Source organism: Serratia sp. AS12 (genome assembly GCF_000214195.1).
GTDB lineage: Bacteria > Pseudomonadota > Gammaproteobacteria > Enterobacterales > Enterobacteriaceae > Serratia > Serratia plymuthica.
This window is the reverse complement of the sequence record NC_015566.1, coordinates 873,530-898,535: the sequence shown is the minus strand read 5'-3', so window position 1 is coordinate 898,535 and position 25,006 is coordinate 873,530. Positions and strand designations below refer to the sequence as shown.

Sequence of the window (25,006 nt, the reverse complement as noted above, 5' to 3'; positions counted from 1 at the left end):
ACTTACTACTCTCCAGTGCGTGCCGTCAGCGCAGCGCCGAGTTCCTGGTGCATATGGCGCAGCAGCGTCTCTGTACTCTCCCAGTTAATGCAGGCGTCAGTAACAGAAACACCGTAGCGCATATCTGCACGTGGTTGCTCAGAAGACTGGCTGCCTTCGTGCAGGTGACTTTCCAGCATAATGCCGGTGATCGAACGGTTACCCGCTTTGATCTGCTCAACCACGGACTCGGCAACCGCCGGCTGACGGCGATAGTCTTTATTCGAGTTGCCATGGCTGCAATCTATCATCAAGGATGGGTGGAGTCCCGCATCCTGCATCTGTTTTTCGCAAGCCGCAACGTGCTCGGCGCTGTAGTTTGGCGTCTTGCCTCCGCGCAGGATCACGTGGCCATCCGGATTACCCTGAGTTTGCAACAGACACACCTGACCCGCCTGATTAATACCGACAAACCGGTGCGGCATTGCCGCTGCGCGCATGGCGTTAATTGCCGTACCCAGGCTGCCATCGGTACCGTTTTTGAAACCTACCGGCATTGACAACCCTGAAGCCATCTCACGGTGAGTTTGAGATTCAGTAGTACGGGCACCAATCGCTGACCAACTGAACAAATCGCCCAGGTATTGCGGGCTGTTCGGATCCAACGCCTCGGTCGCCAACGGCAACCCCATCCCGACCAGGTCAAGCAACAGGCGACGCGCGATGTGCAAACCTGCCTCAACGTCAAACGAACCATCCATGTACGGGTCGTTAATCAGGCCCTTCCAGCCGACCGTGGTCCGCGGTTTCTCAAAATAGACACGCATAACGATATACAGCTGATCGCTCAATTCAGCCGACAGGGTTTTCAAATGACGGGCGTAATCCAGTGCCGCATCCGGATCGTGGATAGAACAAGGCCCGCACACCACCAGCAAGCGGTGATCGCGCCCCTGCAGAATATCGGCGATGGTTTTGCGCGCAGTGGCGATTTCATTTTCATCGCTGGCGCTAAGCGGGAACTGGTTCTTCAGTTCTTCCGGTGTGATCAGAATTTGTTCTGCACTGATATGTACGTTATTGAGCGCGTCTTTTTGCATGATGCTATTCCTGTCGTTTTGCCGTTATGCGTAAGCGTAGTGAGAACGTTGAGCGTTTCAGAGCCTTACCCTACCATGAACTGTAAAGTTTTCAATCCGAAATCCGTAAATAAAAAATTACCACCCCAACACATCCCCATAAACTCAGGATATCAATAGCAGGAAAAAATATACATAGCATTGATTTTAAATCAATAAAAATAAATTTAATCACCTTTTCCGGTTCTGATTTACGGCCTATTGCTTTGAACACCCCAGATGATAAACGTAAACATTAGTGTACAAAAAACATTACAGCGCATGACAGGCAGGAACAGAGTCTCAGCGGGCTATGACAGCCGGTTTTGTTGCCCACCGGCGACAATCTCGTCTAAAAACCCATCAGACCTTAAGGACACTTAGCATGATATGCCAGCGGGAGGGGTTAATTAAGTAGAAGAAAAGTGAATAAGTGAGGATGGAAAATTTAAAACTTAAGCTAATCACGGCTATTTTTGTCGCAATGCCGAATCGTTATAATGTGACCGTTATCACCTATAATCACTCTTAACAACTGGATCCAAAATGCTCTCTTTACGCGCTCGTCGCGCTATTCCGCTATTCATTAGCTGTTTGACTGCCTTCACCAGCGTTTCAGCCTTTGCCGACAATACGCTTTTCACTGCGATGGACGACCCGGCCACCGCTAAAAAACCGTTTGAAGGTAATGTCCAGGCCGGATACAACTCCCAGTCAGGCAACTCGCAAAGTTCGACCCTGTTGGCCAATACCAGCATGACCTGGTTTAACAGCGATGCTGCCTACAGCCTGTGGGGAGCGGCCAACAACACCACGTCTTCCAACGTGCGCTCATCGGAAAAGTATCAGGCCGGGGGCCGTACCCGTTATAACCTGTCCGATCGCAACTATCTGTTCGGTCAGGCAAGCTGGCTGAGCGATCGTTTTAACGGTTACGATTCTCGCTCTACTGCAACCGGCGGTTACGGTCGTCAATTGCTCAATGGGCCTCTCAGCGACTTACGGGTAGAATTTGGTCCGGGCGTGCGTCACGATGAATATCATGGCGGTGGCCGTTCAACGAAAGCGCTGGCCTACGGCGCAGCCAACTATTCGTACCAGCTGACCGACACCACCAAGTTCTCTGAAGGCGTTTCGGCACTGGCTAACGAAGAAACCACGCTGAACTCCGAAACCGCATTAAGCGTTGCGATCAACGACAAGTTCTCGCTGCGCTTGGCTTACACCGTGACTTACAACAGTAAACCACCGGCGTCTGCGCCGAAAAATACCGACACCACCACCTCGGTCTCGCTGGTTTACGGCCTGTAATCCTTCCAAGCCTCACTCGATCAAGCCCATCATTGATGGGCTTTTTTTATGCTTGCGGGCTCAGCGTCAACCAGACTATGCCCAGCGCTTTCAGTGCATCGGGAGAACATTGAAAATCCGTATGACCTCCACTCACCTGCACCTGATTGCCCGGCAGACGCGCGATATCATAGACGTCCAGGTTGCCGTCGATGTCGATCAGCCAACGGCCATTGGCAATGTGCGTCACCGACAAATCCACCAGCCAGGATAACCGCCCGCCGTCGATATAGGCCGGCTGCGCTACACTGGCCGGGATCAACGAACTGTCCGCCACCCATTCGCCCGCGTCTTTCAACTGCCCGGCGATCAATCGATACTTGGGTAAGGTTCGCCCTCCTGCAGGCGCGGTTTCAGCCCCGTTGTCGGCCCACATCTCTCCCTGGCCGGTCGCCAGCCATAACAAAGACACGCCGGTATCCAGAGCGCAGGTCACCACGATATCCCCAGGGAAATAGTTACGGCGCACCCAGGTGCTCATCGTGCCCGAAGAAATCCCCAGCAGATCCCCCAATTCTTTTTGCAGACTGAAGCCATAAGCATCGAGAATACGACGAAGCACGCTCTTCCCACCCGAAGCAAGCACCCGATCATAAAGCGCTTTACCCTGCGCAGGCTGTACTGGCTTGTGGATGTTTTTTGTTTTTGCAAGTTCACCGTTCATTAACCAAGCCAAATCTGCACCAGTGGCTAATGCACAGCTGATGATCACATAGCCGGGCACGCTGCCGCGCTGTTGCCAGCTGCTGATGTTATTTGGGGCTATCCCGAGGATTTCGCTCAGCTCTTTTTGCGTACCAACGCCATAAGATGAAAGGAGCCTTTCAATCACTGCGCCCACAGAGGCATTATCACTCACAGTCTCTTCACGCATATCATCACCGATTAAAATCAAAATTTGCATTTACAAGTCGCATTTTGCGATCTAAAGTAGCATCAGATCGCCTGACAAACGATTTTCATGTCACTTTAGTTAAGATGATGCGACATGATTGACGAAAATGCAAACACCGCATCATGCCAATAGCATGTCCATAGGTATCGGGTTCGATACTCTGTATTGCAGATGCCCGAAAAGAATCTGACCTTGCTTTTGCAAGTAAAACGTCAATGCGCATGCAAAGGAGGTTGTCATGCTGCTGGCCACTGAAGAGCAACGGGCTATCGGCCTGCGGCACATTGCAGAAATCCGCCGTACGCTGTTTGCCCAACAGACCAATCAGGCCGAGGAGATCTACAACACGGCGCCGCTGCATTTACGCCACACGTTGTGTTTTCACGCCGGATTGACCGAAAGCCACTCGTTGCTGCCGTTGTTCCACGAAATGAGCTATCCCCAGCGACAGAAAATTGTTGCTGCGCTCAATGAATTTATTGCGCTGGGTAAGTCGCTACCGCGCTATATCAGCGAAGAAGACTGCCAGCTAACTCAGGAAAAATAACCGTTGGTCATTCCAGGCGTGCAATCCGCCGGATGCCGCTCGGCCCCAATTCGCCCCTTGTCAGGAGAACATACCTTGGCTGACACCATTGATATGGCGCAAGAGCGCCAAGCGTTGATGCTCGAGAAGCAAATCGCGCACGCCAGACCGGCAATAACACAGACCTCGGCACGGTTTTGCATTGAATGCGAAGCCGCAATCCCGACAACACGACGCATCGCCATTCCCGGGGTAAGCCGCTGCGTGACCTGTCAGGAAATCGCAGAAGCCCAACAACGTCATTTTATTCGGCGCTAAAAGCCCTGCTCTCCTTCCTTGCGCCGCCGGTACAGGATCACCCCGCGCCACCCTATATTTGCGGGCGCAGTCCACCGAACGCCACCGGCAGCGACTGAACCCACTGGCGCTATGGGGTACTCGCTTTCGCACGCCGGTTATGGACACGCATTCTGCAACGGGAAGTCCCGCTCAGAAGGGGAGCATCGCCTTCAACGCCCCTCTCGTACAATTTCTGCTAATCAATGACTGGGCATATTTTTACTGCACAAATGATAAGTCTGACCATTGACGCCTTTAGCGTTTTGCTTAATACTGTATAAATAAACAGTATACTTAATAGAGGGTAAAAACAGTGAATGTCATGGATAAACAACAAGTAACACTGTCCCGAATCCAGTTCATCGCCGATGTTTCACAGGCTGCTCAATGCAGCTCCAACGAGTTGCTGATCGCCATGTCACTGATCTCGGATCTCGCCGGCCAAGTACTGCCAGACAACGATTATCAAGAAATATTTTACCCGGCCGACAGGCAGGACCCTCGCTAGGCCAACGCCTTAATACGCCTAACCCCCCTATTTCCAACACCCGCAGCCAGCGGGTGTTTTCGTTTCTGTCGCGCGTATTTTTCGCTTTAGTTGTGCCACCTCATCCACAACGCCATTGCATTGCCGGCTCTTGCCACGCGCGGGAAACTGGTGAGCATTCGGGGGGCAGCCCCCTCTCACCCACTCACATCGCAGGATGGTAATGATGAAAATTTATGCACAACAGGGCGACACCATTGACGCGATTTGCTGGCGCTATTACGGCCGTACACAACGTCTGGTAGAGCAGGTCTATCTCGCCAATATCGGCTTGGCCGACGTTGGCCCGCTGCTGCCGCACGGTCACCCGATCGAGCTACCGGACCTGCCGGCGGCGGCGCAACGCGAAACCGTCAAACTCTGGGACTAAGCGATGGAAAAATTCACATCAACCTTCGCCTACATAGTGGCAGCCTGCCTGGCCTGGCTCGGACGACATTCTGCACAGGATATCGCCATTCTGGTCGGCGCAGCGGTCGGTGTCGGCACCTTCGCGGTGAATTGGTACTACCGGCGCAAAAGCTATCAGCTGTTGGAGTCATTAAAAAAAAACGGCCTGAAACCCGGAGTCTACGATGAACTCACTCGCTAAACGCTGCAGCGTGGCCGTTATTCTGGCGATCGCCGCCTTACTGCCGCAATTCGATACCCTGCAAACCTCCGAACAAGGATTGCGCCTGATCGCCGATTTTGAAGGCTGCCAGCTCGCCCCCTATCAGTGCAGCGCAGGCGTCTGGACCAGCGGCATCGGCCATACCGCCGGCGTGAAACCGGGTGCCCCCATCAGCGAACGTCAGGCGGCCGCCAATCTGCTCGACGATGTCCGCAACGTCGAACGCGGCATAGCTCGCTGCATCAATGTAGCGATGCCGCAGCAGGTTTATGACGCAGTCAGCGCCTTTGCCTTTAACGTCGGTGTCAATGCCGCCTGTAATTCCACCCTGGCCACCTTTATTAAACGCCGGCAATGGCAGGCAGCCTGCGATCAATTGCCGCGCTGGGTTTATGTCAACGGCGTCAAAAGCAAAGGGCTGGAACGCCGCCGCAACGCCGAACGAGCATTATGCCTGCAGGGAAGCCGTTCATGACGGCAGCTTCTGGCATTGCTTTCTTCTATTCACCCCCCCAAGCAGGCCCCACCTGCCAGGAGACATATCATGTTAAAACCCGAGCAGTTGCGCACAGCGCTGGTCAACGCTCTACCTGCTCTGCAGGCGTTCCCCGACAGGCTACGCCTCAGCCTCGATGACGGCCGCGTGGTTTCTACGCTGGGTCCTTCGCTGTCGTTCGAATACCAATACCAGCTCAACCTGTCGTTGAACGAACCGACAGCCAATAACGATCTGGTGATGGTCACTGTGCTGGCCTGGCTGCGCAGCCACCAACCGGACCTCCTCGCCAATCCCGAAAAACGTAAAAACGGCTTTGCATTCCAGCACGACGTCACCTCAGCCGGTCAACTCGATCTACAGCTACAGCTGACAGAACGCGTCCTGGTTGAACAACGCGACGGCGCACTGCATATCACACCGCAGGCGGAACCGCCTGAGCCGGAGAACGTCATGCGATTCACCCGGGTTTACCTGCACGGTGAGCTGATCAGCCACTTTCAGCAGCCATAAATTCACCCGAGGAGCGGCTTCGGTTGTGCTGGCGTCAGCTAAACGCCGCAGCGTTGTCGCCCCCCTCACCCAACGGCATTCTTGAGAGATGAACACAGACAACGTCGATATTCAGCGCCTGGTGCGCAACCTGATACGCATTGGCACCGTCAGCGAGGTCGATCTCGACCGTGGGCGCTGCCGCGTCGCCACCGGTGGCAACCTCACTGACTGGCTTAACTGGCTGTCCGGCCGCGCCGGCGGTGCCCGTACCTGGTGGGCGCCCAGCGTTGGCGAACAGGTGCTGGTGCTGTCAATGGGCGGCGAACTCGATACCGCTTTCGTGCTGCCCGGCATTTTTTCCGATGCCAACCCGGCACCGTCGGCTTCAGCGCAAGCGGCGCACATCACCTTTCCCGACGGCGCGGTGATCGAGTACGAACCGGCTGAGGGATCACTGAAGGCTATCGGTATCAAAAGCGCCACGATTGATGCCACTGAACAGGTGAACGTCACCGCGCCGGCCATCACCTGCCGCGCAACGAGCAAAATTACGCTGGATGCTCCCGAGGTGGAATGCACCCAGTTATTAACCGCCGGAACCATCTCCATCCGTCAAGGCGGCTCGATGACCGGCGATCTCAACCACTCCGGCGGCAGCATCAGCTCCAACGGCATTGTAGTGCATACCCACACCCACGGCGGTGTGCAGAACGGCGGAGGCCAAACGGACAAACCAGCATGAACAACGCGAAATATCTCGGCATGAACCGAGGCTCGGGCCGTACGGTCACCGACCTCGAACACATTCGCCAGTCGGTGAGCGACATTCTGATCACCCCGATTGGCTCACGCACCATGCGCCGCAGCTACGGATCTCTGCTGTCCGAACTGCTGGATCAACCGCAAAACGACGTGCTGCGGCTGCAGATTATGGCCGCCTGTTACAGCGCACTGCTGCAGTGGGAACCACGCATTCAACTGAGCGGCATCACCTTTAACACCACCTTTGACGGAAAAATGGTGGTCGACATCACCGGCAATCGCACGGATACGCCGGATACCTTTTCTCTTTCTGTTTCAGTGAGCTGATACCATGGCAACCATTGACCTGAGCTTATTACCCGCCCCGACGGTGGTGGACTCTCTCGACTACGAATCGCTGCTGGCCGATCGCAAGGCCACGCTGATTTCCCTCTACCCACAAGAGCAGCGCGAAGCGATTGCACGCACGCTGACGCTGGAATCGGAACCGATCGTCAAACTGCTGCAAGAAAACGCCTATCGCGAACTGCTCCTTCGCCAGCGCGTCAATGAAGCCGCGCAGGCGGTGATGCTCGGCTACGCCGGCGGCCGCGATCTCGATCAGCTTGGCGCCAACTTCCAGGTTCAGCGCCTGGTGGTGCAGCAGCCTGACGATACGGTCATCCCGCCGACCCCTGCGATTATGGAGTCCGATAGCGATTTCCGTGTGCGCATCCAGCAGGCATTTGAAGGACTGAGCGTCGCCGGTTCCAGCGGCTCCTACGAGTACCACGGCCGCTCCGCCGATGGCCGGGTGGCCGACGTATCCGCTACCAGCCCAAGCCCGGCTAACGTGCTGATCTCAGTACTGTCGCGCGAAGGGAATGGCACCGCCAGCGCCGAGCTGATAGCCATCGTCGATAAAGCCTTGAATGACGAAGATGTGCGTCCCGTGGCGGACCGCGTCAGCGTTCGCTCCGCCACCATCGTCAATTACAGTATCGAGGCCACGTTATACCTCTATCCCGGTCCGGAAGCAGAACCGATCCGGCGCGCCGCCGAAGCCAAGCTGAAAAACTACATCAGCACCCAACACCGCCTGGGCCGTGATATCCGTCTGTCGGCGATTTACGCCGCCCTGCACGCCGAAGGGGTTCAGAGGGTGGAGCTGAAAAACCCTCCTGCCGACATCGTCTTGGATAAAACCCAGGCGTCATATTGCTCCGACTATCAACTGACCGTAGGGGGTTCAGATGAATAACCGTCTTTTGCCGGTTGGCTCATCAGCGCTGGAAGTCGCCGCAGCGGCCGCCTGCGCTGAGTTGGCCACAATGCAGGTGCCACTGCGCGAGTTGTGGGATCCGGCCACCTGCCCGATCGCCCTGCTGCCCTATTTGGCCTGGGCGTTTTCGGTGGATCACTGGGACGAAGACTGGACGGAAGAAGCCAAGCGCAGCGTCGTCTCCTCTGCTTTCTTCGTACACCGTCATAAAGGCACCATCGGCGCTATTCGCCGCGTGGTGGAACCGCTGGGTTACCTGATTAAACTGCGCGAATGGTGGGAAACCAACGGTGAGCCTGGCACTTTCTCGCTGGATATCGGCGTGCTGGAGAGCGGCATTACCGAAGAAATGTACCTGGAAATGGAGCGGATGATCGCCGACGCCAAGCCAGTCAGCCGCCACCTGACCAGCCTTGCGCTAAATCTCGAAGCGTCCGGCAACATTGAGGTAGCCGCCGGCAATTATGACGCAGAGATCACCACCGTGTATCCAGACTACGTTGAATTTGCCCGGCTGATGCTGGAAGGCCATTACCAGTTTTTACAGCGCAATACCGGCACCACGCTGGATTCGACCAAGCAGCATTTTGTTCTCAATGAAGAACATGTTCTGGCCGACTCCCGCCATGAACGAGAACTTTCCCGCATGGCGGGATTGCCCAACGACGCCACCACCGAAGGGCAGTCGCTGCAGATCCTCGGTTATGCCCATGCCTATCTGGCGACCAAACAACAGAAGTATCTGGATCTGGCCATCGCCTGTTTCGACGCCTACGTGACGCATTTTTACGACGGTTCCCCCATCCCGGACAAGCCCCGGCGTTGGGTGGCTAACTGGATTGTCAATGCCAAGGAACCCATACCGGCTAACTGGCCGGTAGACAGCAAGGATCCGACGCATAGCGGTTTCAAAGGCGTGTCGATGAGCTTCAACAAAGGCAAAACCCAGATCCCGCATGGCGCGCCTTACTGGGGAGAATATCTGGATATCGCCACCTTCGCCTTTGACGGCACACTGGCATGGGACGCCATCAATGCGAAGGTGCATACGACTGACGCCACCGGCAACGTTGACTGGAGCAGCGATGGCAAACGCTATGACGTGGCGTGGATCATCAACTGGCAGGGGTATCAGATTAATGCCGACGGCGACATTCTCGCCAAAGGCTTGCCCGTAGCTCAGTTCGGTACCGTGCAATTGGAAGACGCCACGCTCGACGGCAGCCATAAGCTGAACTTTGCCAATCGCCAGCCGGTCGAACACGGCGGCGTAATGATTGAGCGCAATCAGATCCAGCATAATCGTCCGCTGCACGTCCCGGTACCGCACGACGCCATGGGCAATGCGGCAGACGCCGAGCTGTGGTTCGCTGACGCCTGCTATCTGCTTTACAAAATCACCGGCGAACAACGCTATTTCAAAGCCTGGAAAAGCGTTGAGTTCACCGCCATGGAATACACCGACATTGATGCGCAGGATAAATTCTTCCGCCAGAGTCTGCATGCCAATACGCCATTCACCGACGGCATCTCCTATGACTGGTCATACCCTGCCGATGCACCCGTCAGCTATGCACGCAATGCCGATGGCATGATCACCCTGCGCAAAGAAGTTGCGTCACAGCAGTCACTGGAACAGCAATCTGTGTGGTTCCGCGTTGGTAAACAGTCAAAAGTTCGCACGACTTTCGGTGGTGTTGATGACCTGAATCAGCCTATTTCCTGCAAGCTGCAGCTGTCCATTGCACCGGAAAAAGAGGCGACGCAGGCCACCGAATGGGGAATAGGCTTGCCGCAATCCACCCTTGCACAGGTGAAAACTTACGATATCGCACTCAGCAGTCTGGCGGCGCTGACCCGCGAAGACGGCAGCGATTTTCTCCTGGCCGACCAGCGCGCGGTGACCGATTACGGTGGTTGTGTGATCGGCAGTCTGTTTGAAGAACAGGTTTACGATAGCCGCAGCGCAATGGTGATCAACGCCCGCTTCCCCAATGATGATGCCGGCATGGTCATTGGCGCCTGGCTGACTGCCCAAGAGCGCTTCCCTGTCACTCAATTGGTTTACCGCGCCGACGCCGACTTTAACCTGCGCCTGGAAGATGACGACAAATGGCGCTGGTACTGGATGCTGCCTGCCACCGACGGCAAGTGGATGTTGGCAACTTTTTCCCCGGATGCAGCGGTGCTGAGCGGCTACCAACCGGATCATCAAGATGGCGATGCAAAACCCACTCGCCCCAACGTCAGCAGCGTTGAACAGATCACCATCCTGCAGGATGGCAACGTGGTGGACGCCAATTTCAGCTATTACGTATTGAACGATATTCCACCCACCTTTAACGCCGATGACGGTTACACCATCAAGTACCGCATCACGTTGCAAGCGGAAAACCCTTATACCGCCCTGCTGGGGGATTGCACCATGCTGGATCATCGTCAGGACAGCCTGTTCTGTACGCCTGGGGTGATTCCGTTTTCCAATATCTACCAGGCCGACAGCCAACAGTTTGACGGCTGGCACGGCATGCCTTATCCGGGCTACCAGTATCCCTTTATTTTCGTCCATGCCGACGCCGACCCCGACGACGTGATGCTCAACAATATGGTCGAGTTCCTGTGGCAATCGCAGCAGTGGTATCAGCAACAGTTCGGCGTATTAGGTCCCGGTGCTTCAGCTTATATCTGGAATCGCTGGGATAACCTGAGCTACGGCAGTGCGGACAGCTGGACCATGTACCACTGGGGCAAGGGTACTGCATGGGCCGGCTATCAGCCACGCGCTTTCTTTGGTGCGGCCCGCGCCTGGTGTGAACTGCAACTGGCGGGTAAAACGCCGCCGGCCAAACTGGTTGATTATGTCGAAAACTGGCTGCGCTGGCTGATCGGTTTTACCCAGGATTCCGGTGGCATCACGCCGACCGATTTCCCGATGACCGGCGTTCCGCAACCCGACCAACACGACTTCACCGGCCATATGTGCGGCCTGTGGTTGGCCGGCGCAGTAATGGCAAAAATGGCCGGTTGCTCGGTCAGCGGCACAGATCACTTTATTGAGCAATGCGTAACAGAGTTACAGAAGAACTATCTGACCACTGGCGACGTGATGGATGGCGCATGGTCGCCGGCACCGCGCCCCGGTACCGACAATGGGATGTTCTTCGGTTTTTGGTCGGGTGAAATCCTGCGCGGATTGAGCCTGTATGTGATGTACAAGAGCGGCCTTAACTATCTGGTCGACGAACAGAAGAGAGCAACACTATGACAGCAAAATACCGCGCCCTGCTCACCGATCAGGGCAAAGCACTGCTGGCTAACGCCGCAGCAACCGGCCAGAAGCTGGAAATCACTCAAATGGCAGTGGGTGACGGCGGCGGTTCAGCCACCATTCCCAGTGAAAGCCAGACCGAACTGGTGGGCGAAAAACGTCGTGCCGCGCTGAACTCGCTGCAGGTTGATGCCAACAGTAATAATCAGGTGATCGCCGAGCTGGTGATCCCGGAAGACGCTGGCGGCTGGTGGATCCGCGAATTGGGGCTGTACGATAAAAACGGCGTGCTGGTGGCGATCGCCAATACCCCAGATACCTACAAACCCCTGCTGGCCGAAGGCGCTGGTCGCACCCAGGTAGTGCGCATGGTGCTGCTGGTCAAAGGTGACGCCAGCGCGATGATTGTGGCGGACAAAACTGCCGTGCTGGTTTCCCGCGACACGCTGGATGCGGCAATCGCCGAGCATGCCCGCTCACGCAATCATCCGGATGCCACTCTGCTGGCCAAAGGCTTTATCCAATTAAGCAATGACAGCAACAGCAACAGCGAATCCCTGGCGGCAACACCAAAGGCGGTGAAGGCGGTGAATGACGAAGTCAAAAAGCGCCTGCCACTGAGTGGTGGTGATATAACCGGCTTGGTAAGAATGAGTTATAAAACGGGTATCTACGGCCTGGATGCTGCCGGTGTGCAAAATAATATGGTCATGCTTGGGAACCAAACCTACCCTAATGCCGTATTACTAGGTGGTAGTAGTGCCCCCTCCATTATCGTCTCGCAAACCAACCCACAAACGCTGGTCGCCGGAAAACCTTATACATTTTATCACACCGGCAATAAACCCACGGCAGCGGATGTCGGCGCCTACAGCAAAGGCGAGGCCGACGGCAAGTTTGTTAAACAAAGCGGCGATACCATTAGCGGCGGTCTAACGGTTAATGGCGCCATTGAAACCAAATCGGGGCTGACTACTCCCTCGCTGTCGGTAAATGGATCAACCACTATTACCGGGGGACTTACGGCCAAGGCTAGTGTAGAACTTTACGGTTCTACTCCGTACATAGATTTTCACTATAATAATAACAATGGAGACTTTGACACCAGATTAGTTAACGATAATAAAGGGGTATTATCCTTCCATGGTTCAGAATATTATGTAAACGGAAAACTGAGTGCGACGGGTGATATTTGGATCGGTGGAAAAGTTAACATTAACGGCACCTCTAATTTCTATAGTGGCGATTTTATCACCAAAGCTGGAAATATAACTCTCGCTGACGGTAACCGGCAAACAAATGGCCTTCGACTACAAGGCCAGGGAAACCTTTTCACCGATATTTACCATTATGAAAAATTCGGAAATTATCACGAATTCGGTATTCACGTTGCTAATGGTGGTGCTGATGGTTGGTTCACTTTCCGCAACAATGGGGAATTTCGCGCTAATGGTGCAATCTTCGCTTCAGGTGCTATTTTACAGACAGACGGTAATCTTAATGGCAGCATTTGGGGAGGTTATTTAAACAATTATCTGGATCGAAACTATGTCCGTGACATCCGTCTGGCTAGTCGAGGAACGATTATTACTGATGGCAACATGACTGAGGCTCCCTCAGGTGCGGTAATTACCGGCGGTAATGGCAATGAAGGAAATGACGTTGGGTATATGTATTATCGAATGTTGCAAAAATACATTAACAATAACTGGTACACGGTGGCTTACGTATGAAAAATTTCGGCCCATTCTCTACTTATAACCCTGAGAAAGACACACCAGAGGCAGCTCTGGCGGAAAATTCAAACATATTATTCATTAAAGACAACGATGGGAATGAATGGTATGACGTACAGCGTCGCTTTAATGAAAAAACACTGAAGGTGGTTTTTGATAAAAGCGGAGTCATATATAGCGCCAGTTATGACGCATCGAGTTTATGGCCAGTTAACGCCTATGTCGCTGAGGTTTCAGTCGATGATATTCCTGATCTATTTCCACTCCCAATCCAGGGCCTAGACTGGCAATTTAATGGGGCAAAAATAGTACCGCGTACTTATACTGTCGAACAATTAAAAACCCAGGCTCAGAGAGATAAGGATATTTTGCTAAATCAGGCAGCAAAAGAAATAGCCCCCCTTAAGGATGCGGTTGATCTCAATATTGCCACTCCTGACGAGCAAGAACGGTTGAAAGCCTGGATGCTCTATCGAGTGCTGCTTAGCCGGCTAGATCCTGGCACCGCCCCCGATATTGATTGGCCGCAGTCGCCGCAGTAACCCACTCAACGCCCCGCTCGGGGCGTTTTTTTTATCTTTATTTTTCCTGCTGTTGTACCAGATCCCATACATACCCAATGACGTGCGCCGCCGCATCGTGACGGGCATCCTGTTACTACCAACCACAAACGGAGTAATACTATGGGTGATTATCACCACGGCGTGCGTGTCCTCGAAATCAACGAAGGCACCCGCGTAATTTCCACCGTCTCGACGGCAATTGTCGGCATGGTTTGTACCGCAGAAGATGCCGATGCAACCTTGTTTCCCCTCAACACCCCGGTGCTGATCACTGACGTTCTGGCCGCCAGCGGCAAAGCCGGGAAGAAAGGCACTCTGTCACGCTCGCTGCTGGCGATTGCCGAGCAGGCCAAACCGGTTACCGTCATCGTACGCGTGGCGGAAGGCAAAGACGAAGCCGAAACCACCTCCAATATCATTGGCGGTGCCGATGAGAACGGTAAGTATACCGGCATGAAAGCCTTGCTGGCTGCACAGGCCGAACTGGGCGTGAAGCCGCGTATCCTGGGTGTACCAGGCCACGACAACCTGGAAGTGGCTACTGCATTGGCCGGCATCTGCCAACAACTCCGTGCTTTCGGTTATATCAGCGCCTACGGCTGCAAAACCGTTTCCGACGCCATCAAGTACCGCGCAGGCTTCAGCCAGCGTGAATTGATGTTGATCTGGCCGGATTTTGTCAATTGGAACACCACCACCAGCAGTAGCGACATTGCCTTCGCCACTGCACGTGCGCTGGGTCTGCGCGCCAAAATCGACCAGGAAACCGGCTGGCACAAAACCCTGTCCAACGTCGGTGTGAACGGCGTGAGCGGCATTTCGTCCAGCGTGTTCTGGGATCTGCAAACCGTGGGTACCGACGCCGATTTGCTGAACCAGGGCTGCGTCACCACCTTGATCCGCAAAGAGGGTTTCAAGTTCTGGGGCTCACGCACCTGCTCCGACGATCCGTTATTCCAGTTCGAAAACTACACCCGCACCGCGCAGGTATTGGCTGACACCCTGGCTGAAGCGCACCTGTGGGCGATTGACCGCCCGGTTACGCCTACGCTGATCCGCGACATGATCGACGGCATCAAAGCCAAGTTCCGCGAGCTGAAATCTGCAGGATTAATCATCGACGGCGACTGCTGGTATGACGAAAACGCCAACGATAAGGACACCCTGAAGGCAGGCAAACTGTTTATCGATTACGACTATACCCCGGTTCCACCGCTGGAAGATTTGACCCTGCGCCAGCGCATTACCGACCGTTACCTGGCGAACTTCGCCGCGTCCGTGAACAGCTAAGGAGACCTGAATCATGGCACTGCCAAAAAAATTGAAATACCTGAACCTGTTTAACGACGGCTTCAACTACATGGGTGTGGTCTCCGCCATGACCCTGCCGAAACTGACCCGCAAGCTGGAAAAATTCCGCGGCGGCGGTATGAGCGGTGCGGCATCCGTGGACTTCGGTCTGGACGACGATGCGCTGGTTGTTGAGTGGACCATGGGTGGCATCGATGAGCTGGTGCTGAAACAGTGGGGCCGCGTAGATGCAGTGCCGCTGCGCTTTACCGGATCTTTCCAGCGTGATGACACCGGCGAAGTTTCGGCACTCGAAGTGGTGATGCGCGGCCGTCACAAGGAAATCGACAGCGGCGACTTCAAGCAAGGCGAAGACACCGAAACCAAGGTCTCTACAGACTGTACCTACTTCAAGCTGAGCATCGACGGCAAAGAGCTGATCGAGATCGATACCGTCAACATGATCGAGAAAGTCGACGGCGTGGATCTGCTGGCGGCTCACCGCCGCGCCATTGGCTTGTAATTCATAACATTAACGGCCAGCCGTGCGCTGGCCTTCTTTACCTGACTGATCATTGGAAATCCTATGGAACTGAACGCATCCCCAGAAAATACCGTTGTGCTGGAAACCCCGATCAAGCGTGGCGATAGCGAAATCCGCGAAGTACAAGTCACCAAACCCAATGCCGGCAGCCTGCGTGGCATCGGTTTGGCGGCCCTGGCCAACGCCGACGTTGACGCCCTGATCACCATCCTGCCGCGCGTCACCTATCCGAATCTGACCAAGGAAGAGTGTGCGCGCCTGGAACTGCCGGACCTGATTGCACTGGCCGGCCAGGTGATCGGTTTTTTGTCGCCGAAATCGGCCGAATAAACATCGACCCCGTTCTGACCGTGGACGATCTGATGGCGGACATCGCAGTGATTTTTCATTGGCCGCCATCGGAGATGAGCGGCATGACGCTGACAGAGCTAATAGGCTGGCGCCACAGGGCGCTGCAACGCAGCGGAGTAAATACAGATGAGTAATACCGACAGCAAAGAGGCGTTAGCGAAAGAGGACGCCGCAGTCCGAAACCTCAGCAAACAGCTGAGGTTAGAGCAGAAGAATTATTCTCAGTTAACCCAGTTACTGAAAATAAAAGAAGCACAGTCAGATATATTCCAGAAATTCGAGGAGATTAAAAATACCCGTAACACCTTGCCCAAATTTCTATCTTCGCCCGAGGATATCGAAACAACACAACAAGTTAATCTGAATTACGTTGTGCAAAAGGCCCGTGGCGCCATCGCGTCATTCCAACAAAACCGGCTTGAACGACAACTACAGGAAAAAGGAATAGATACTGCGGATTTAGTCGGAGCCCAACAACAAGCCCAAAAAAAATCGGACGTGACTCAAAGTTATATTAACCATCATCGCGGTACCGGCCAAAAACTGCGTCAACAAAGACGCACTGAGGTACTTGATGATTTTCAAACCCGTCAGAATGGAATTGGAAAAATTCGCGACGTCAGTTCGCAAGGCTTTGGCCTGGCCAACAAAGCCTTCGACACCGGTAAAAAATTACTGCTACCGGGGATAAAGTTTGAACAACAAATGTCCGGAGTACAAGCGCAGCTGGGATTAGATAGCGGCGATCAACGGCTGATCGCCCTGCGTCAGCAGGCGACCAGCAGAGCAGCCAAGGGGCAATCCGCACAGGATGTCACTCAGGCTCAATCCGCTCTGGCGAGCGCCGGCTATAACCCACAAGACGTTCTGGCTGCCGTTCCCGCCGCGCTGAACCTGGCCAAGGCTAGTGGTAGCAGCATTGATGAGGCAGTAAAAGCGCTGTCGGGCATCCAGCAGGCTTTTCAACTGCCTGCCGATCAGGCGGAAAACATCGCCGATGTGATGGCCAAGGCCAGCAGCAGTTATCAGTTGAGCCTTTCCGATCTCGATAAAAAAATGCAGGCCGCCGCTCCGGCAGCCCTAAAGAACGGCATGGGGCTGGAGCAAACCGCCGCGCAATTGGCGCCTCAGGGGCGTAGCCTGGGGAAAGTAGACGGCGCCGCTCAGGCTATCGTCACCGTCAGGGGCGACAATCTGGATGGCGATATCAAGAAGCTGTTCGCCTCATGGGACAGTATCCGCATCGATCTGTTTACCGGCCAAGACTCGTCCCTGCGTCAGCTGACGCAGACCGCGACCGGCTGGTTAAACACCCTCGCTCAATGGTCGACAGAAAACCCCGCATTGGCCAACAGCTTAATGACAGTAGGTATTGCCATTACCGCACTGCTTGGCGGCCTGTCGACTATTGGCACCTTTATCGTCCCGGCATTGAGTGCCATCAACATGTTGATGGCCGGTGCTGGCCTGCTGGGCAGCGTATTTACCTCCGTTGGTGCGGTTATTGCCGGTGCCTTTGCCGCTCTCAGCCTGCCGATCGTCGCCGTAGTGGCGGCCATTATCGGCGGTGCCGCTTTAATTTATAAATATTGGGAGCCTATAAGTGCCTTTATAGGGGGAGTAGCAGAAAGTTTCAGCGCGGCTATGGGGCCGCTCAGCGATGCATTTTCTCCAGTTATTGCCGCTTTCAACAGCGTGATGGATACGTTAAGGCCAGTATACGACTGGTTCAAGGCCTTGTTGACACCAATCAAAAGCACGCAAGAAGAACTGGACACCGCTGCAGCTTACGGAAAGAAGCTGGGTGAATGGCTGGTCTGGGCCTTTAGGTTGCCCGGCGATGCGCTTAACCAACTCATCGGCTTAATAGGTAAGGCAAGGGGGTTTATCGATAAAGCCATCGGGTGGTTTGGCAATGAAAAAGCGGATCCTACTTCACCAGAATACGACAGCAGCCTTTCTCCCAGCGGCGGTGTGTTGAGTCTGGGGAACGAAAACTATCGTGCCGTTCGCCCAACGAGTGGCCCTGTCGTTACCGATCACAGCGTGCTGACCAATAACGTCGCCATCAGTGTACCTGCGGGGAGTACGCGTGAGGAAATGGAGCACATCGTCCGTACCGCCATGATGGACGTCGAGAATACCCGCCGTAATCAAAACCTCAGCGCTTATGCGCTTACATAAGGAGCCAGACTCATGATGCTAACATTGGGGTTGTTCGTATTTATGTTACGTACCCTACCCTACCAAAGCATGAATCGCCAGTTGAGCTATCGTTGGCCGACAGGGAGCCGCGTAGGCCAACGGCCCAGTGCTCAGTTTCTGGGGATGGACGCAGAAACAATCACCCTAAGCGGACAGTTGCTGCCTGAACTGACCGGTGGTCGACTTTCGTTACTCGCCCTGCAAACCATGGCAGAACAAGGGCGGGCCTGGCCACTTATCGAAGGTACCGGCACTATTTACGGCATGTTTGTGATCGAAAAAATCACAGAGGACAACAAACAGTTTTTTGCCAACGGTCAGCCTCGCGAAATCAACTTCAGCATTACTTTGAAGCGTGTGGATGAGTCGCTGTATGCCATGTTCGGCGATTTACGTCAGCAAGCCAGCGATCTGTTGAATAAAGCGCAAAAAGCGACGGGGATTTCATTATGATCGCCGATGTATTTCAACCAATGGGGGCCAAGCCGGCTCCCGATTTTATCCTGACTCTGGCTGACAAAGACATTACCAGCGATATCCGTAACAGGCTTATTTCACTGAATATGGTGGATAACGGTGGCCTGAGCGCGGACCAATTGAGTATTTCCCTGGACGACAGCGATGGCCTGATGGCCCTGCCCAGAAGAGGAGCCATTCTAGAACTGTTCCTGGGGTGGGAGAATTCGGCGCTGGTTGGCCAAGGAAAATTCATCGTCGATACCGTCGTCCATTCAGGTGCCCCTGACATGATCATGATCACGGCGCGCAGCATCGATTTTCGCGGCTCACTGAACGAATCCCGCACCCAGTCCTATTCAAATGCAACCTTTGGCGAAATAGTGCAACAAATCTCAACCCGTAATGGGCTGCGCGAACCCTATTTGAGCAATGAGCTGGCGGCAACCCGAATCCCACATGTCGACCAAACGGATGAAACTGACGTTCAGTTCCTTTCCCGGCTGGCTCTGGCAAACAGTGCCCGGGTGACCGTCAAATACCAACGCCTGCAGTTTATCCGCCCCGGATACGGCCGCAGCCCTCGGGGAGAACCAAACCCGTTTAAAACACTGACCCGCAACGACGGAGACAGCCATCGCTTTGAACTAAAAGATCGCGGCAGTTACACCGGGGTCAGCGCCAGCTGGCTAAATACCGAACAGCCTGAACGGGCAAGCAGCAGCGTACAAATTGAGCGAACAAATCGCTTGGAAAATGCCCGCATCACCCAGCATCCCGCTGCCAGGCCAAGTAACCATGCCACAACCGAACAGCGGCATACCAACAGCTATATGGTCGGTAAGGAAAAACAGGTCTATCACATTGCCAAAATCTTCAGTGACAAAGAAACTGCCATGCGGGCGGCAAAATCGTTGTTTGAACAGTTGCAAAGGGGAATAGCCACCTTCAGCATCACTCTGGCTACCGGCCAACCCGATTTGTTCCCGGAGACGCCCGTCAAGGTATTCGGCTTCAAAGAAGCTATCGATCGACAGCTCTGGGTGGTAAATAAAGTCAGTCATACCTTAAGCAACGGTGGCTTCTTCAGCAACCTGGAGCTCAATGTCTACATTGAGGGGATCGATATCGCCACTAAAGAAACCTGAGATCTCTTTCATCACATTAACTTGCTTTTGCGAGTTAATGAGTTATTATAAGTCACATAACTTGATGCAGTCGAAAGGGGGATTCAACTATGATGCACTGTCCACTATGCGGTAACGTGGCCCACACTCGCTCCAGCCGCTACCTGAGCGAGTCGACCAAGGAGCGCTATCATCAATGCCAGAACATTAACTGCAGCTGCACCTTTGCCACGCACGAGTCCGTCGCGCGGGTGATCGTAAAGCCCGGTGATATCATCCCGGCTCAGCCGCACACGGAAAAAGGCAAACAGCGCGCTGCCGCACTCTAATGCATAGCCTGCGACAGCAGGCTTTTTTATGCCTTCCAAATACAACCTGAATATCGTCTTTGCGAAATAAAATCTTGTATATGCAACTTAAAAACAATAAACATAAAAAAAGGGGTTGGCATATTGCCAACCCCTTCATAGCTATTAACTTTTGGATGCAGCGTTAGCCGACGCGGTTCAGACGCTCTTTGATACGAGCAGACTTACCAGTACGCTCACGCAGATAGTACAGTTTGGCTTTACGAACGGCACCACGACGTTTAACAGTAATGCTGTCGATTACTGGGGAGTGAGTCTGGAATACACGCTCAACACCTTCGCCGTTGGAAATCTTACGAACAGTGAATGCAGAGTGCAGACCGCGGTTACGGATAGCGATAACCACGCCCTCGAATGCCTGCAGACGTTTTTTGCTACCTTCAACGACCCATACCTTCACTTCCACGGAATCACCCGGACGGAATGCAGGTACGTCTTGCTTCATCTGCTCTTGTTCAATTTGCTTAATAATGTTGCTCATAATATGTCTCTTACCCTAGGTAAACTGATATATCGGTCCCGTCGAGCCAGATGCTCAGACGTTCCCTTCATAGTCCTGCTGCTTGGCCTGATGTTCCCGTTGGAACTCAGCCAGCAACACCGCTTGCTCGTCAGTCAGAGCTAGGCTTTCCAGAAGTTCAGGTCTTCTAAGCCAGGTACGGCCCAGCGACTGCTTTAAGCGCCAGCGACGTATCTCGGCATGGTTGCCCGACAGTAAAACCGGCGGAACCTCCATCCCTTCCAACACCTCAGGACGGGTATAGTGCGGGCAGTCCAGCAATCCATCGGCAAAAGAATCCTCTTCTGCTGAAGCCTGATGGCCCAGTACACCCGGTATAAAACGGGCGACAGAATCGATCAGGGTCATTGCCGGCAGTTCCCCACCGCTGAGAACGTAATCGCCGATTGACCATTCTTCATCAATTTCGGTTTGGATTACGCGCTCGTCTATCCCTTCATAACGGCCACAAACCAGAATCATCTTCGAGTTGGCCGCCAGTTCGCACACGCCGGTTTGATCCAGCTTGCGCCCCTGAGGTGACAGATAAATCACCTTTGCTCCCTCGCCTGCCGCTGCTTTTGCTGCATGAATAGCTTCCCGCAAGGGTTGCACCATCATCAGCATTCCCGGGCCGCCGCCATAAGGGCGATCGTCCACGGTACGATGCCGGTCGTAGGTGAAGTCACGCGGACTCCAACACTGCACGCTCAGCAGGCCATTTTTTACTGCCCGGCTAGTCACCCCGTAATCGGTGATCGCGCGGAACATCTCAGGAAACAGGCTTACAATACCAATGAACACAAGCCAATCCCCATACCGTTATTCCACTTGTTTCGACCGTTTAATTCGGAGGTCAAAAACCAGGATCCCAATCTGCCTCAATCACGCGAGCAGTGAGATCGACTTTCTTGATAACCTGCCCATGAAGAAACGGGACCAACCGCTCCTTCATGCCGAACGCATCCTTCAGATTAGCTTTCACAACCATCACGTCGTTCGAACCGGTTTCCATCATATCGACGACTTTACCCAGTTCGTAGCCGGTGGTAGTGACTACCTGGCAGCCCATAAGGTCTTTCCAGTAGTAATCATCACCTTCCAGCTCGGGAAGTTGTTCCGAATCCACGACAATCTCACGATTGGTCAGTAGATTCGCAGCATCCCGATCGTCAACGCCTTTGACTTTGATGATCAGGTCCTGACTGTGGCGCTTCCAGTCTTCCAACTCGACAAGCTGCCATTGACCCGCCTGCTGGATAAACCAGGGCTGATAGTCAAAAATGCTTTCGGCATTCTCGGTGGATGAAAATACTCTGAGCCAACCACGGATGCCGTAAGTAGACCCCATTTTACCGAGTACAATCGGCGCGATCGGTGCTACCGGTTTGAGTTGCTTGCTCATTGCCACCACCGCGACAGATTAAGCTGCTTTCTTAGCGTCTTTGATCAGCGCGTGAACGCGATCAGAAACGGTTGCACCCAGGCCGACCCAATGTTCGATGCGGTCCAGGTCCAGACGCAGTGCTTCAGCCTGACCAGATGCGATCGGGTTGAAGAAGCCTACGCGCTCGATGAAGCGACCATCACGAGCATTGCGGCTGTCGGTCACTACTACTTGATAGAACGGACGCTTTTTAGCGCCGCCACGTGCCAAACGAATTGTTACCATAACATCCTCTTTAGTTAATAAAACAGCCGGGCCCCATTGAGGGAACGGGGCCCGGTTGCAATATAAAAAGCCCGAAAATTTTACTCATTTTGGCGCAAAAAGCAATCTAAAGCGTAGATCACCGTCAACAACTTTTTTCGGCCAGCACTATTTCGGGCGGTTTTTGCCGCGAACGGCAAATGCTTAAACACGCTCACCCCAGGGGGCAAGCGCCTGTCAGCGGCCTGGGAAGCCCGGCGGCATCATACCTTTCATGCCGCGCATCATTTTCGCCATCCCGCCTTTCTTCATCTTTTTCATCATGCGCTGCATTTCGTCGAACTGCTTTAACAAGCGATTAACATCTTGCACCTGCATGCCGGATCCCATCGCGATACGACGTTTGCGCGAACCTTTGATGATTTCCGGTTTGGCGCGCTCTTTCAGCGTCATCGAGTTGATGATCGCCTCCATGCGCACCAGCACTTTATCGTCCATCTGCGATTTCACATTGTCCGGCAGTTGGCCTGCACCGGGCAATTTGCTCAGCATGTTGGCCATGCCGCCCATGTTACGCATCTGCTTCAACTGTTCCAGGAAGTCGGTCAGATCGAAACCGTCGCCCTTCTTCAGTTTGTTAGCCAGTTTTTCCGCTTGCTCGCGGTCAACTTTGCTTTCGATATCTTCGATCAGCGACAGCACATCGCCCATGCCGAGAATACGTGATGCCACGCGATCTGGATGGAATGGCTCCAGCGCATCGGTCTTCTCGCCCACACCGAGGAACTTGATGGGTTTGCCGGTAATGTGGCGGATAGACAGCGCGGCACCGCCACGCGCATCGCCGTCGACCTTGGTCAGCACCACGCCGGTCAGCGGCAGCGCCTCGTTAAAGGCCTTGGCCGTATTGGCGGCATCCTGACCGGTCATGGCATCGACCACAAACAGGGTTTCCACCGGCTTGATCGCCGCGTGCACCTGTTTGATCTCGTCCATCATCGCTTCGTCTACGTGCAAGCGGCCGGCGGTATCGACGATCAGCACGTCGTAGAATTTCAGCTTGGCCTGCTGCAATGCACGGTTAACGATGTCGATCGGCTTTTCTTTGACATCCGACGGGAAGAAATCGATGCCGACGCCTTCCGCCAACGTTTCCAACTGCCTGATCGCCGCCGGACGATAAACGTCCGCGGAAACCACCAACACTTTTTTCTTCTGTTTTTCTTTCAGGAATTTGCCGAGCTTGGCTACGCTGGTGGTTTTACCGGCGCCTTGCAGGCCCGCCATCAGCACCACGGCCGGCGGTTGCGCAGCCAGGTTCAGCTCGGTATTCACCTCGCCCATCGCGGCAATCAGCTCGCTCTTGACGATCTTGACGAACTCTTGCCCTGGCGTCAGGCTCTTGTTGACTTCATGCCCCACCGCACTCTCTTTGACGCGGTTGATAAAGTCGCGCACCACCGGCAGCGCAACGTCCGCTTCCAGCAACGCCATGCGCACTTCACGCAGGGTTTCCTTGATATTCTCTTCGGTCAGCCGCCCACGGCCGCTGATATTGCGCAGGGTGCGCGACAATCGATCGGTTAAATTTTCAAACATCGTCTCATGCTCAACGTGTAATGACAGGCCGCTTTGGCGACACAATTGCGGCGATGATAACACGAAGCGTACAGGATCTCTGCCCCAGCGTTGGAGATCGGTTGGAGTAGAACGCGCTCAACGCTATACTGGCAATCCAATTAACCATGCCGAAGCAAAATTAAACGCTATGCCAGTTTTCTCCATTGTGGCTTTGATGGCCTACCTGCTCAGCCTTGGACTGATTATTCCCAGCTTGTTGCGGAAGAATAGCGCATACCGTCGGCTTGCTATCGTCTCGGCGGTGGTGGCGCTAATTTGCCATGCCATCGCACTGCAGCAACGCATCTTTGACGTCAGCGCCGGGCAAAATCTCAGCTTGCTGAACATCGGTTCCATCGTCAGCCTGATCATTTGTTCGATCATGACCTTTGTCGCTTCGCGCAATCGCGGCTGGTTCTTGCTGCCCATCGTTTATAGCTTCGCGATGATCAATCTGGCCTTCGCCAGCTTTATGCCGGGCGAGTTCATCACCCATCTGGAAGCCAGCCCGGAGCTGATGGTGCATATCGGTCTGGCGCTGTTCTCTTACGCTACGCTGATTATTGCCGCACTGTATGCGCTGCAGCTTGCCTGGTTGGACTACCTGCTAAAAAATAAAAAACTGTCCTTCAGTGCCGACATGCCGCCGCTGATGAGTATCGAACGCAAAATGTTCCACATCACCCAGATCGGCGTAGTGCTGCTCACGCTCACACTGTGCACCGGTCTGCTTTATATGGATAACCTGTTCAGCAAAGAGAACGTTCACAAAGCCGTGCTGTCCATCATGGCCTGGTTTGTGTACATCGTTCTGCTGTGGGGCCATTATCATGAAGGTTGGCGCGGACGTCGCGTCGTTTGGTTCAGCTTTGCCGGCGCTTTCTTGCTGACGCTGGCCTACTTCGGCAGCCGTCTGATTCAACAAGTCATGGTGCGCTAAGCCGCCT

At 54.1% G+C, this 25,006-nt stretch carries 29 protein-coding genes and 1 pseudogene; 23 read left to right on the top strand and 7 right to left on the bottom strand.

Annotation, left to right across the window (positions count from 1 at the left end):
- Window positions 1–5: 5 nt before the first annotated feature.
- The gene (locus tag SERAS12_RS04100) at window positions 6–1,079 is read right to left on the bottom strand and encodes a 3-deoxy-7-phosphoheptulonate synthase (protein ID WP_006323715.1); all 1,074 of its coding nucleotides are present in this window, start codon (window positions 1,077–1,079) and stop codon (window positions 6–8) included.
- Between the two features lie 564 nt (window positions 1,080–1,643).
- Here SERAS12_RS04100 and SERAS12_RS04095 point away from each other — a divergent pair.
- Window positions 1,644–2,408 (top strand): YdiY family protein, encoded by a 765-nt coding sequence (locus SERAS12_RS04095; protein WP_006323713.1) that lies wholly within the window; start codon window positions 1,644–1,646, stop codon window positions 2,406–2,408.
- A gap of 46 nt (window positions 2,409–2,454) precedes the next feature.
- On the opposite strand, the gene SERAS12_RS04090 is transcribed toward SERAS12_RS04095, so the two are convergent.
- Window positions 2,455–3,351 (bottom strand): phage repressor protein CI, encoded by an 897-nt coding sequence (locus tag SERAS12_RS04090; RefSeq protein ID WP_013811570.1) that lies wholly within the window; start codon window positions 3,349–3,351, stop codon window positions 2,455–2,457.
- Between the two features lie 229 nt (window positions 3,352–3,580).
- Here SERAS12_RS04090 and SERAS12_RS04085 point away from each other — a divergent pair, with 229 nt between their 5' ends.
- The 21 genes and pseudogenes from SERAS12_RS04085 (at window position 3,581) to SERAS12_RS03990 (ending at window position 20,250) form a co-directional block, all read left to right on the top strand.
- Window positions 3,581–3,889, top strand: a complete 309-nt coding sequence (locus tag SERAS12_RS04085; RefSeq protein WP_013811569.1) for a hypothetical protein — start codon at window positions 3,581–3,583, stop codon at window positions 3,887–3,889.
- Between the two features lie 75 nt (window positions 3,890–3,964).
- On the top strand, window positions 3,965–4,186 hold the full coding sequence (locus tag SERAS12_RS04080) for a TraR/DksA C4-type zinc finger protein (RefSeq protein ID WP_013811568.1): 222 nt from the start codon (window positions 3,965–3,967) through the stop codon (window positions 4,184–4,186).
- 343 nt (window positions 4,187–4,529) lie between these two features.
- Entirely contained in the window at window positions 4,530–4,715 is a 186-nt protein-coding gene (locus tag SERAS12_RS04075) for a hypothetical protein (protein WP_041415898.1), read from the top strand.
- Between the two features lie 205 nt (window positions 4,716–4,920).
- On the top strand, window positions 4,921–5,124 hold the full coding sequence (locus SERAS12_RS04070) for a tail protein X (RefSeq protein ID WP_041415897.1): 204 nt from the start codon (window positions 4,921–4,923) through the stop codon (window positions 5,122–5,124).
- 3 nt (window positions 5,125–5,127) lie between these two features.
- Window positions 5,128–5,346: an HP1 family phage holin gene (locus tag SERAS12_RS04065; protein WP_006323707.1), complete on the top strand. Its 219-nt coding sequence runs from the start codon at window positions 5,128–5,130 to the stop codon at window positions 5,344–5,346.
- A complete protein-coding gene (locus SERAS12_RS04060; protein WP_013811565.1) occupies window positions 5,330–5,842 on the top strand; it encodes a lysozyme in 513 nt (170 codons plus the stop codon). The genes SERAS12_RS04065 and SERAS12_RS04060 overlap by 17 nt, the downstream gene beginning before the upstream one ends.
- Window positions 5,843–5,911: 69 nt before the next feature.
- A complete protein-coding gene (locus SERAS12_RS04055) occupies window positions 5,912–6,376 on the top strand; it encodes a phage tail protein (protein WP_013811564.1) in 465 nt (154 codons plus the stop codon).
- Window positions 6,377–6,464: 88 nt separating this feature from the next.
- Window positions 6,465–7,100, top strand: a complete 636-nt coding sequence (locus SERAS12_RS04050) for a phage baseplate assembly protein V (RefSeq protein ID WP_013811563.1) — start codon at window positions 6,465–6,467, stop codon at window positions 7,098–7,100.
- A complete protein-coding gene (locus SERAS12_RS04045) occupies window positions 7,097–7,447 on the top strand; it encodes a GPW/gp25 family protein (RefSeq protein ID WP_013811562.1) in 351 nt (116 codons plus the stop codon). Before SERAS12_RS04050 ends, SERAS12_RS04045 begins: the two co-directional genes overlap by 4 nt.
- A 4-nt stretch (window positions 7,448–7,451) precedes the next feature.
- Window positions 7,452–8,360: a baseplate assembly protein gene (locus tag SERAS12_RS04040; protein ID WP_013811561.1), complete on the top strand. Its 909-nt coding sequence runs from the start codon at window positions 7,452–7,454 to the stop codon at window positions 8,358–8,360.
- Window positions 8,353–8,874, top strand: a pseudogene (locus SERAS12_RS26740) (phage tail protein I); the annotation flags it as partial. The gene SERAS12_RS04040 and the pseudogene SERAS12_RS26740, both read left to right, overlap by 8 nt.
- A gap of 2,768 nt (window positions 8,875–11,642) precedes the next feature.
- On the top strand, window positions 11,643–13,382 hold the full coding sequence (locus SERAS12_RS04030) for a phage tail protein (protein WP_013811559.1): 1,740 nt from the start codon (window positions 11,643–11,645) through the stop codon (window positions 13,380–13,382).
- A complete protein-coding gene (locus SERAS12_RS04025; protein ID WP_013811558.1) occupies window positions 13,379–13,927 on the top strand; it encodes a tail fiber assembly protein in 549 nt (182 codons plus the stop codon). Before SERAS12_RS04030 ends, SERAS12_RS04025 begins: the two co-directional genes overlap by 4 nt.
- A 141-nt stretch (window positions 13,928–14,068) precedes the next feature.
- Window positions 14,069–15,238: a phage tail sheath protein gene (locus SERAS12_RS04020; protein ID WP_013811557.1), complete on the top strand. Its 1,170-nt coding sequence runs from the start codon at window positions 14,069–14,071 to the stop codon at window positions 15,236–15,238.
- Between the two features lie 13 nt (window positions 15,239–15,251).
- Window positions 15,252–15,761 carry a phage major tail tube protein gene (locus SERAS12_RS04015; RefSeq protein WP_006323695.1) on the top strand — a complete coding sequence of 170 codons (510 nt, stop codon included), beginning with the start codon at window positions 15,252–15,254 and terminating at the stop codon, window positions 15,759–15,761.
- 63 nt (window positions 15,762–15,824) lie between these two features.
- Entirely contained in the window at window positions 15,825–16,112 is a 288-nt protein-coding gene (locus SERAS12_RS04010) for a phage tail assembly protein (protein ID WP_012005306.1), read from the top strand.
- A 20-nt stretch (window positions 16,113–16,132) separates the two neighbouring features.
- On the top strand, window positions 16,133–16,267 hold the full coding sequence (locus SERAS12_RS25300) for a GpE family phage tail protein (protein WP_013811556.1): 135 nt from the start codon (window positions 16,133–16,135) through the stop codon (window positions 16,265–16,267).
- Window positions 16,260–18,317, top strand: coding sequence for a phage tail tape measure protein (locus tag SERAS12_RS04005; RefSeq protein WP_013811555.1), 2,058 nt, complete (start codon window positions 16,260–16,262; stop codon window positions 18,315–18,317). Before SERAS12_RS25300 ends, SERAS12_RS04005 begins: the two co-directional genes overlap by 8 nt.
- A gap of 12 nt (window positions 18,318–18,329) precedes the next feature.
- Window positions 18,330–18,791, top strand: coding sequence for a phage tail protein (locus tag SERAS12_RS04000; protein ID WP_013811554.1), 462 nt, complete (start codon window positions 18,330–18,332; stop codon window positions 18,789–18,791).
- Window positions 18,788–19,942, top strand: coding sequence for a contractile injection system protein, VgrG/Pvc8 family (locus tag SERAS12_RS03995; RefSeq protein ID WP_013811553.1), 1,155 nt, complete (start codon window positions 18,788–18,790; stop codon window positions 19,940–19,942). The genes SERAS12_RS04000 and SERAS12_RS03995 overlap by 4 nt, the downstream gene beginning before the upstream one ends.
- Window positions 19,943–20,031: 89 nt before the next feature.
- Complete coding sequence (locus tag SERAS12_RS03990) at window positions 20,032–20,250, top strand: ogr/Delta-like zinc finger family protein (RefSeq protein ID WP_013811552.1); 219 nt, start codon at window positions 20,032–20,034, stop codon at window positions 20,248–20,250.
- A 163-nt stretch (window positions 20,251–20,413) separates the two neighbouring features.
- On the opposite strand, the gene rplS is transcribed toward SERAS12_RS03990, so the two are convergent.
- The 5 genes from rplS to ffh all read right to left on the bottom strand — a co-directional run bounded on the left by rplS (window position 20,414) and on the right by ffh (window position 24,038).
- Complete coding sequence (gene rplS, locus SERAS12_RS03985) at window positions 20,414–20,770, bottom strand: 50S ribosomal protein L19 (RefSeq protein ID WP_004950372.1); 357 nt, start codon at window positions 20,768–20,770, stop codon at window positions 20,414–20,416.
- A gap of 54 nt (window positions 20,771–20,824) precedes the next feature.
- A complete protein-coding gene (gene trmD, locus SERAS12_RS03980; RefSeq protein WP_006323688.1) occupies window positions 20,825–21,592 on the bottom strand; it encodes a tRNA (guanosine(37)-N1)-methyltransferase TrmD in 768 nt (255 codons plus the stop codon).
- A gap of 52 nt (window positions 21,593–21,644) precedes the next feature.
- Window positions 21,645–22,193, bottom strand: coding sequence for a ribosome maturation factor RimM (gene rimM / locus SERAS12_RS03975; RefSeq protein ID WP_004950368.1), 549 nt, complete (start codon window positions 22,191–22,193; stop codon window positions 21,645–21,647).
- Between the two features lie 18 nt (window positions 22,194–22,211).
- A complete protein-coding gene (gene rpsP, locus SERAS12_RS03970) occupies window positions 22,212–22,460 on the bottom strand; it encodes a 30S ribosomal protein S16 (protein WP_004932501.1) in 249 nt (82 codons plus the stop codon).
- Window positions 22,461–22,676: 216 nt separating this feature from the next.
- Complete coding sequence (ffh, locus tag SERAS12_RS03965; protein WP_006323687.1) at window positions 22,677–24,038, bottom strand: signal recognition particle protein; 1,362 nt, start codon at window positions 24,036–24,038, stop codon at window positions 22,677–22,679.
- 169 nt (window positions 24,039–24,207) lie between these two features.
- Between ffh and SERAS12_RS03960 the strand changes: the two genes are divergently transcribed.
- The gene (locus SERAS12_RS03960; protein WP_006323686.1) at window positions 24,208–24,999 is read left to right on the top strand and encodes an inner membrane protein YpjD; all 792 of its coding nucleotides are present in this window, start codon (window positions 24,208–24,210) and stop codon (window positions 24,997–24,999) included.
- Window positions 25,000–25,006: the final 7 nt, after the last annotated feature.

Coding starts and splice junctions, on each gene's coding strand:
- SERAS12_RS04065 (WP_006323707.1), top strand. CDS start 5,128: ATGGAAAAATTCACATCAACCTTCGCCTACATAGTGGCAGCCTGCCTG.
- rplS (WP_004950372.1), bottom strand. CDS start 20,770: ATGAGCAACATTATTAAGCAAATTGAACAAGAGCAGATGAAGCAAGAC.
- rpsP (WP_004932501.1), bottom strand. CDS start 22,460: ATGGTAACAATTCGTTTGGCACGTGGCGGCGCTAAAAAGCGTCCGTTC.
- SERAS12_RS04095 (WP_006323713.1), top strand. CDS start 1,644: ATGCTCTCTTTACGCGCTCGTCGCGCTATTCCGCTATTCATTAGCTGT.
- ffh (WP_006323687.1), bottom strand. CDS start 24,038: ATGTTTGAAAATTTAACCGATCGATTGTCGCGCACCCTGCGCAATATC.
- SERAS12_RS03990 (WP_013811552.1), top strand. CDS start 20,032: ATGATGCACTGTCCACTATGCGGTAACGTGGCCCACACTCGCTCCAGC.
- SERAS12_RS04090 (WP_013811570.1), bottom strand. CDS start 3,351: ATGCAAATTTTGATTTTAATCGGTGATGATATGCGTGAAGAGACTGTG.
- SERAS12_RS04100 (WP_006323715.1), bottom strand. CDS start 1,079: ATGCAAAAAGACGCGCTCAATAACGTACATATCAGTGCAGAACAAATT.
- SERAS12_RS03995 (WP_013811553.1), top strand. CDS start 18,788: ATGATCGCCGATGTATTTCAACCAATGGGGGCCAAGCCGGCTCCCGAT.
- SERAS12_RS04085 (WP_013811569.1), top strand. CDS start 3,581: ATGCTGCTGGCCACTGAAGAGCAACGGGCTATCGGCCTGCGGCACATT.
- SERAS12_RS04020 (WP_013811557.1), top strand. CDS start 14,069: ATGGGTGATTATCACCACGGCGTGCGTGTCCTCGAAATCAACGAAGGC.
- SERAS12_RS04055 (WP_013811564.1), top strand. CDS start 5,912: ATGTTAAAACCCGAGCAGTTGCGCACAGCGCTGGTCAACGCTCTACCT.
- SERAS12_RS04005 (WP_013811555.1), top strand. CDS start 16,260: ATGAGTAATACCGACAGCAAAGAGGCGTTAGCGAAAGAGGACGCCGCA.
- SERAS12_RS04000 (WP_013811554.1), top strand. CDS start 18,330: ATGATGCTAACATTGGGGTTGTTCGTATTTATGTTACGTACCCTACCC.
- SERAS12_RS04030 (WP_013811559.1), top strand. CDS start 11,643: ATGACAGCAAAATACCGCGCCCTGCTCACCGATCAGGGCAAAGCACTG.
- SERAS12_RS03960 (WP_006323686.1), top strand. CDS start 24,208: ATGCCAGTTTTCTCCATTGTGGCTTTGATGGCCTACCTGCTCAGCCTT.
- rimM (WP_004950368.1), bottom strand. CDS start 22,193: ATGAGCAAGCAACTCAAACCGGTAGCACCGATCGCGCCGATTGTACTC.
- SERAS12_RS04040 (WP_013811561.1), top strand. CDS start 7,452: ATGGCAACCATTGACCTGAGCTTATTACCCGCCCCGACGGTGGTGGAC.
- SERAS12_RS04070 (WP_041415897.1), top strand. CDS start 4,921: ATGAAAATTTATGCACAACAGGGCGACACCATTGACGCGATTTGCTGG.
- SERAS12_RS04045 (WP_013811562.1), top strand. CDS start 7,097: ATGAACAACGCGAAATATCTCGGCATGAACCGAGGCTCGGGCCGTACG.
- SERAS12_RS04060 (WP_013811565.1), top strand. CDS start 5,330: ATGAACTCACTCGCTAAACGCTGCAGCGTGGCCGTTATTCTGGCGATC.
- SERAS12_RS04010 (WP_012005306.1), top strand. CDS start 15,825: ATGGAACTGAACGCATCCCCAGAAAATACCGTTGTGCTGGAAACCCCG.
- SERAS12_RS04075 (WP_041415898.1), top strand. CDS start 4,530: ATGGATAAACAACAAGTAACACTGTCCCGAATCCAGTTCATCGCCGAT.
- SERAS12_RS04015 (WP_006323695.1), top strand. CDS start 15,252: ATGGCACTGCCAAAAAAATTGAAATACCTGAACCTGTTTAACGACGGC.
- SERAS12_RS04025 (WP_013811558.1), top strand. CDS start 13,379: ATGAAAAATTTCGGCCCATTCTCTACTTATAACCCTGAGAAAGACACA.
- SERAS12_RS04050 (WP_013811563.1), top strand. CDS start 6,465: ATGAACACAGACAACGTCGATATTCAGCGCCTGGTGCGCAACCTGATA.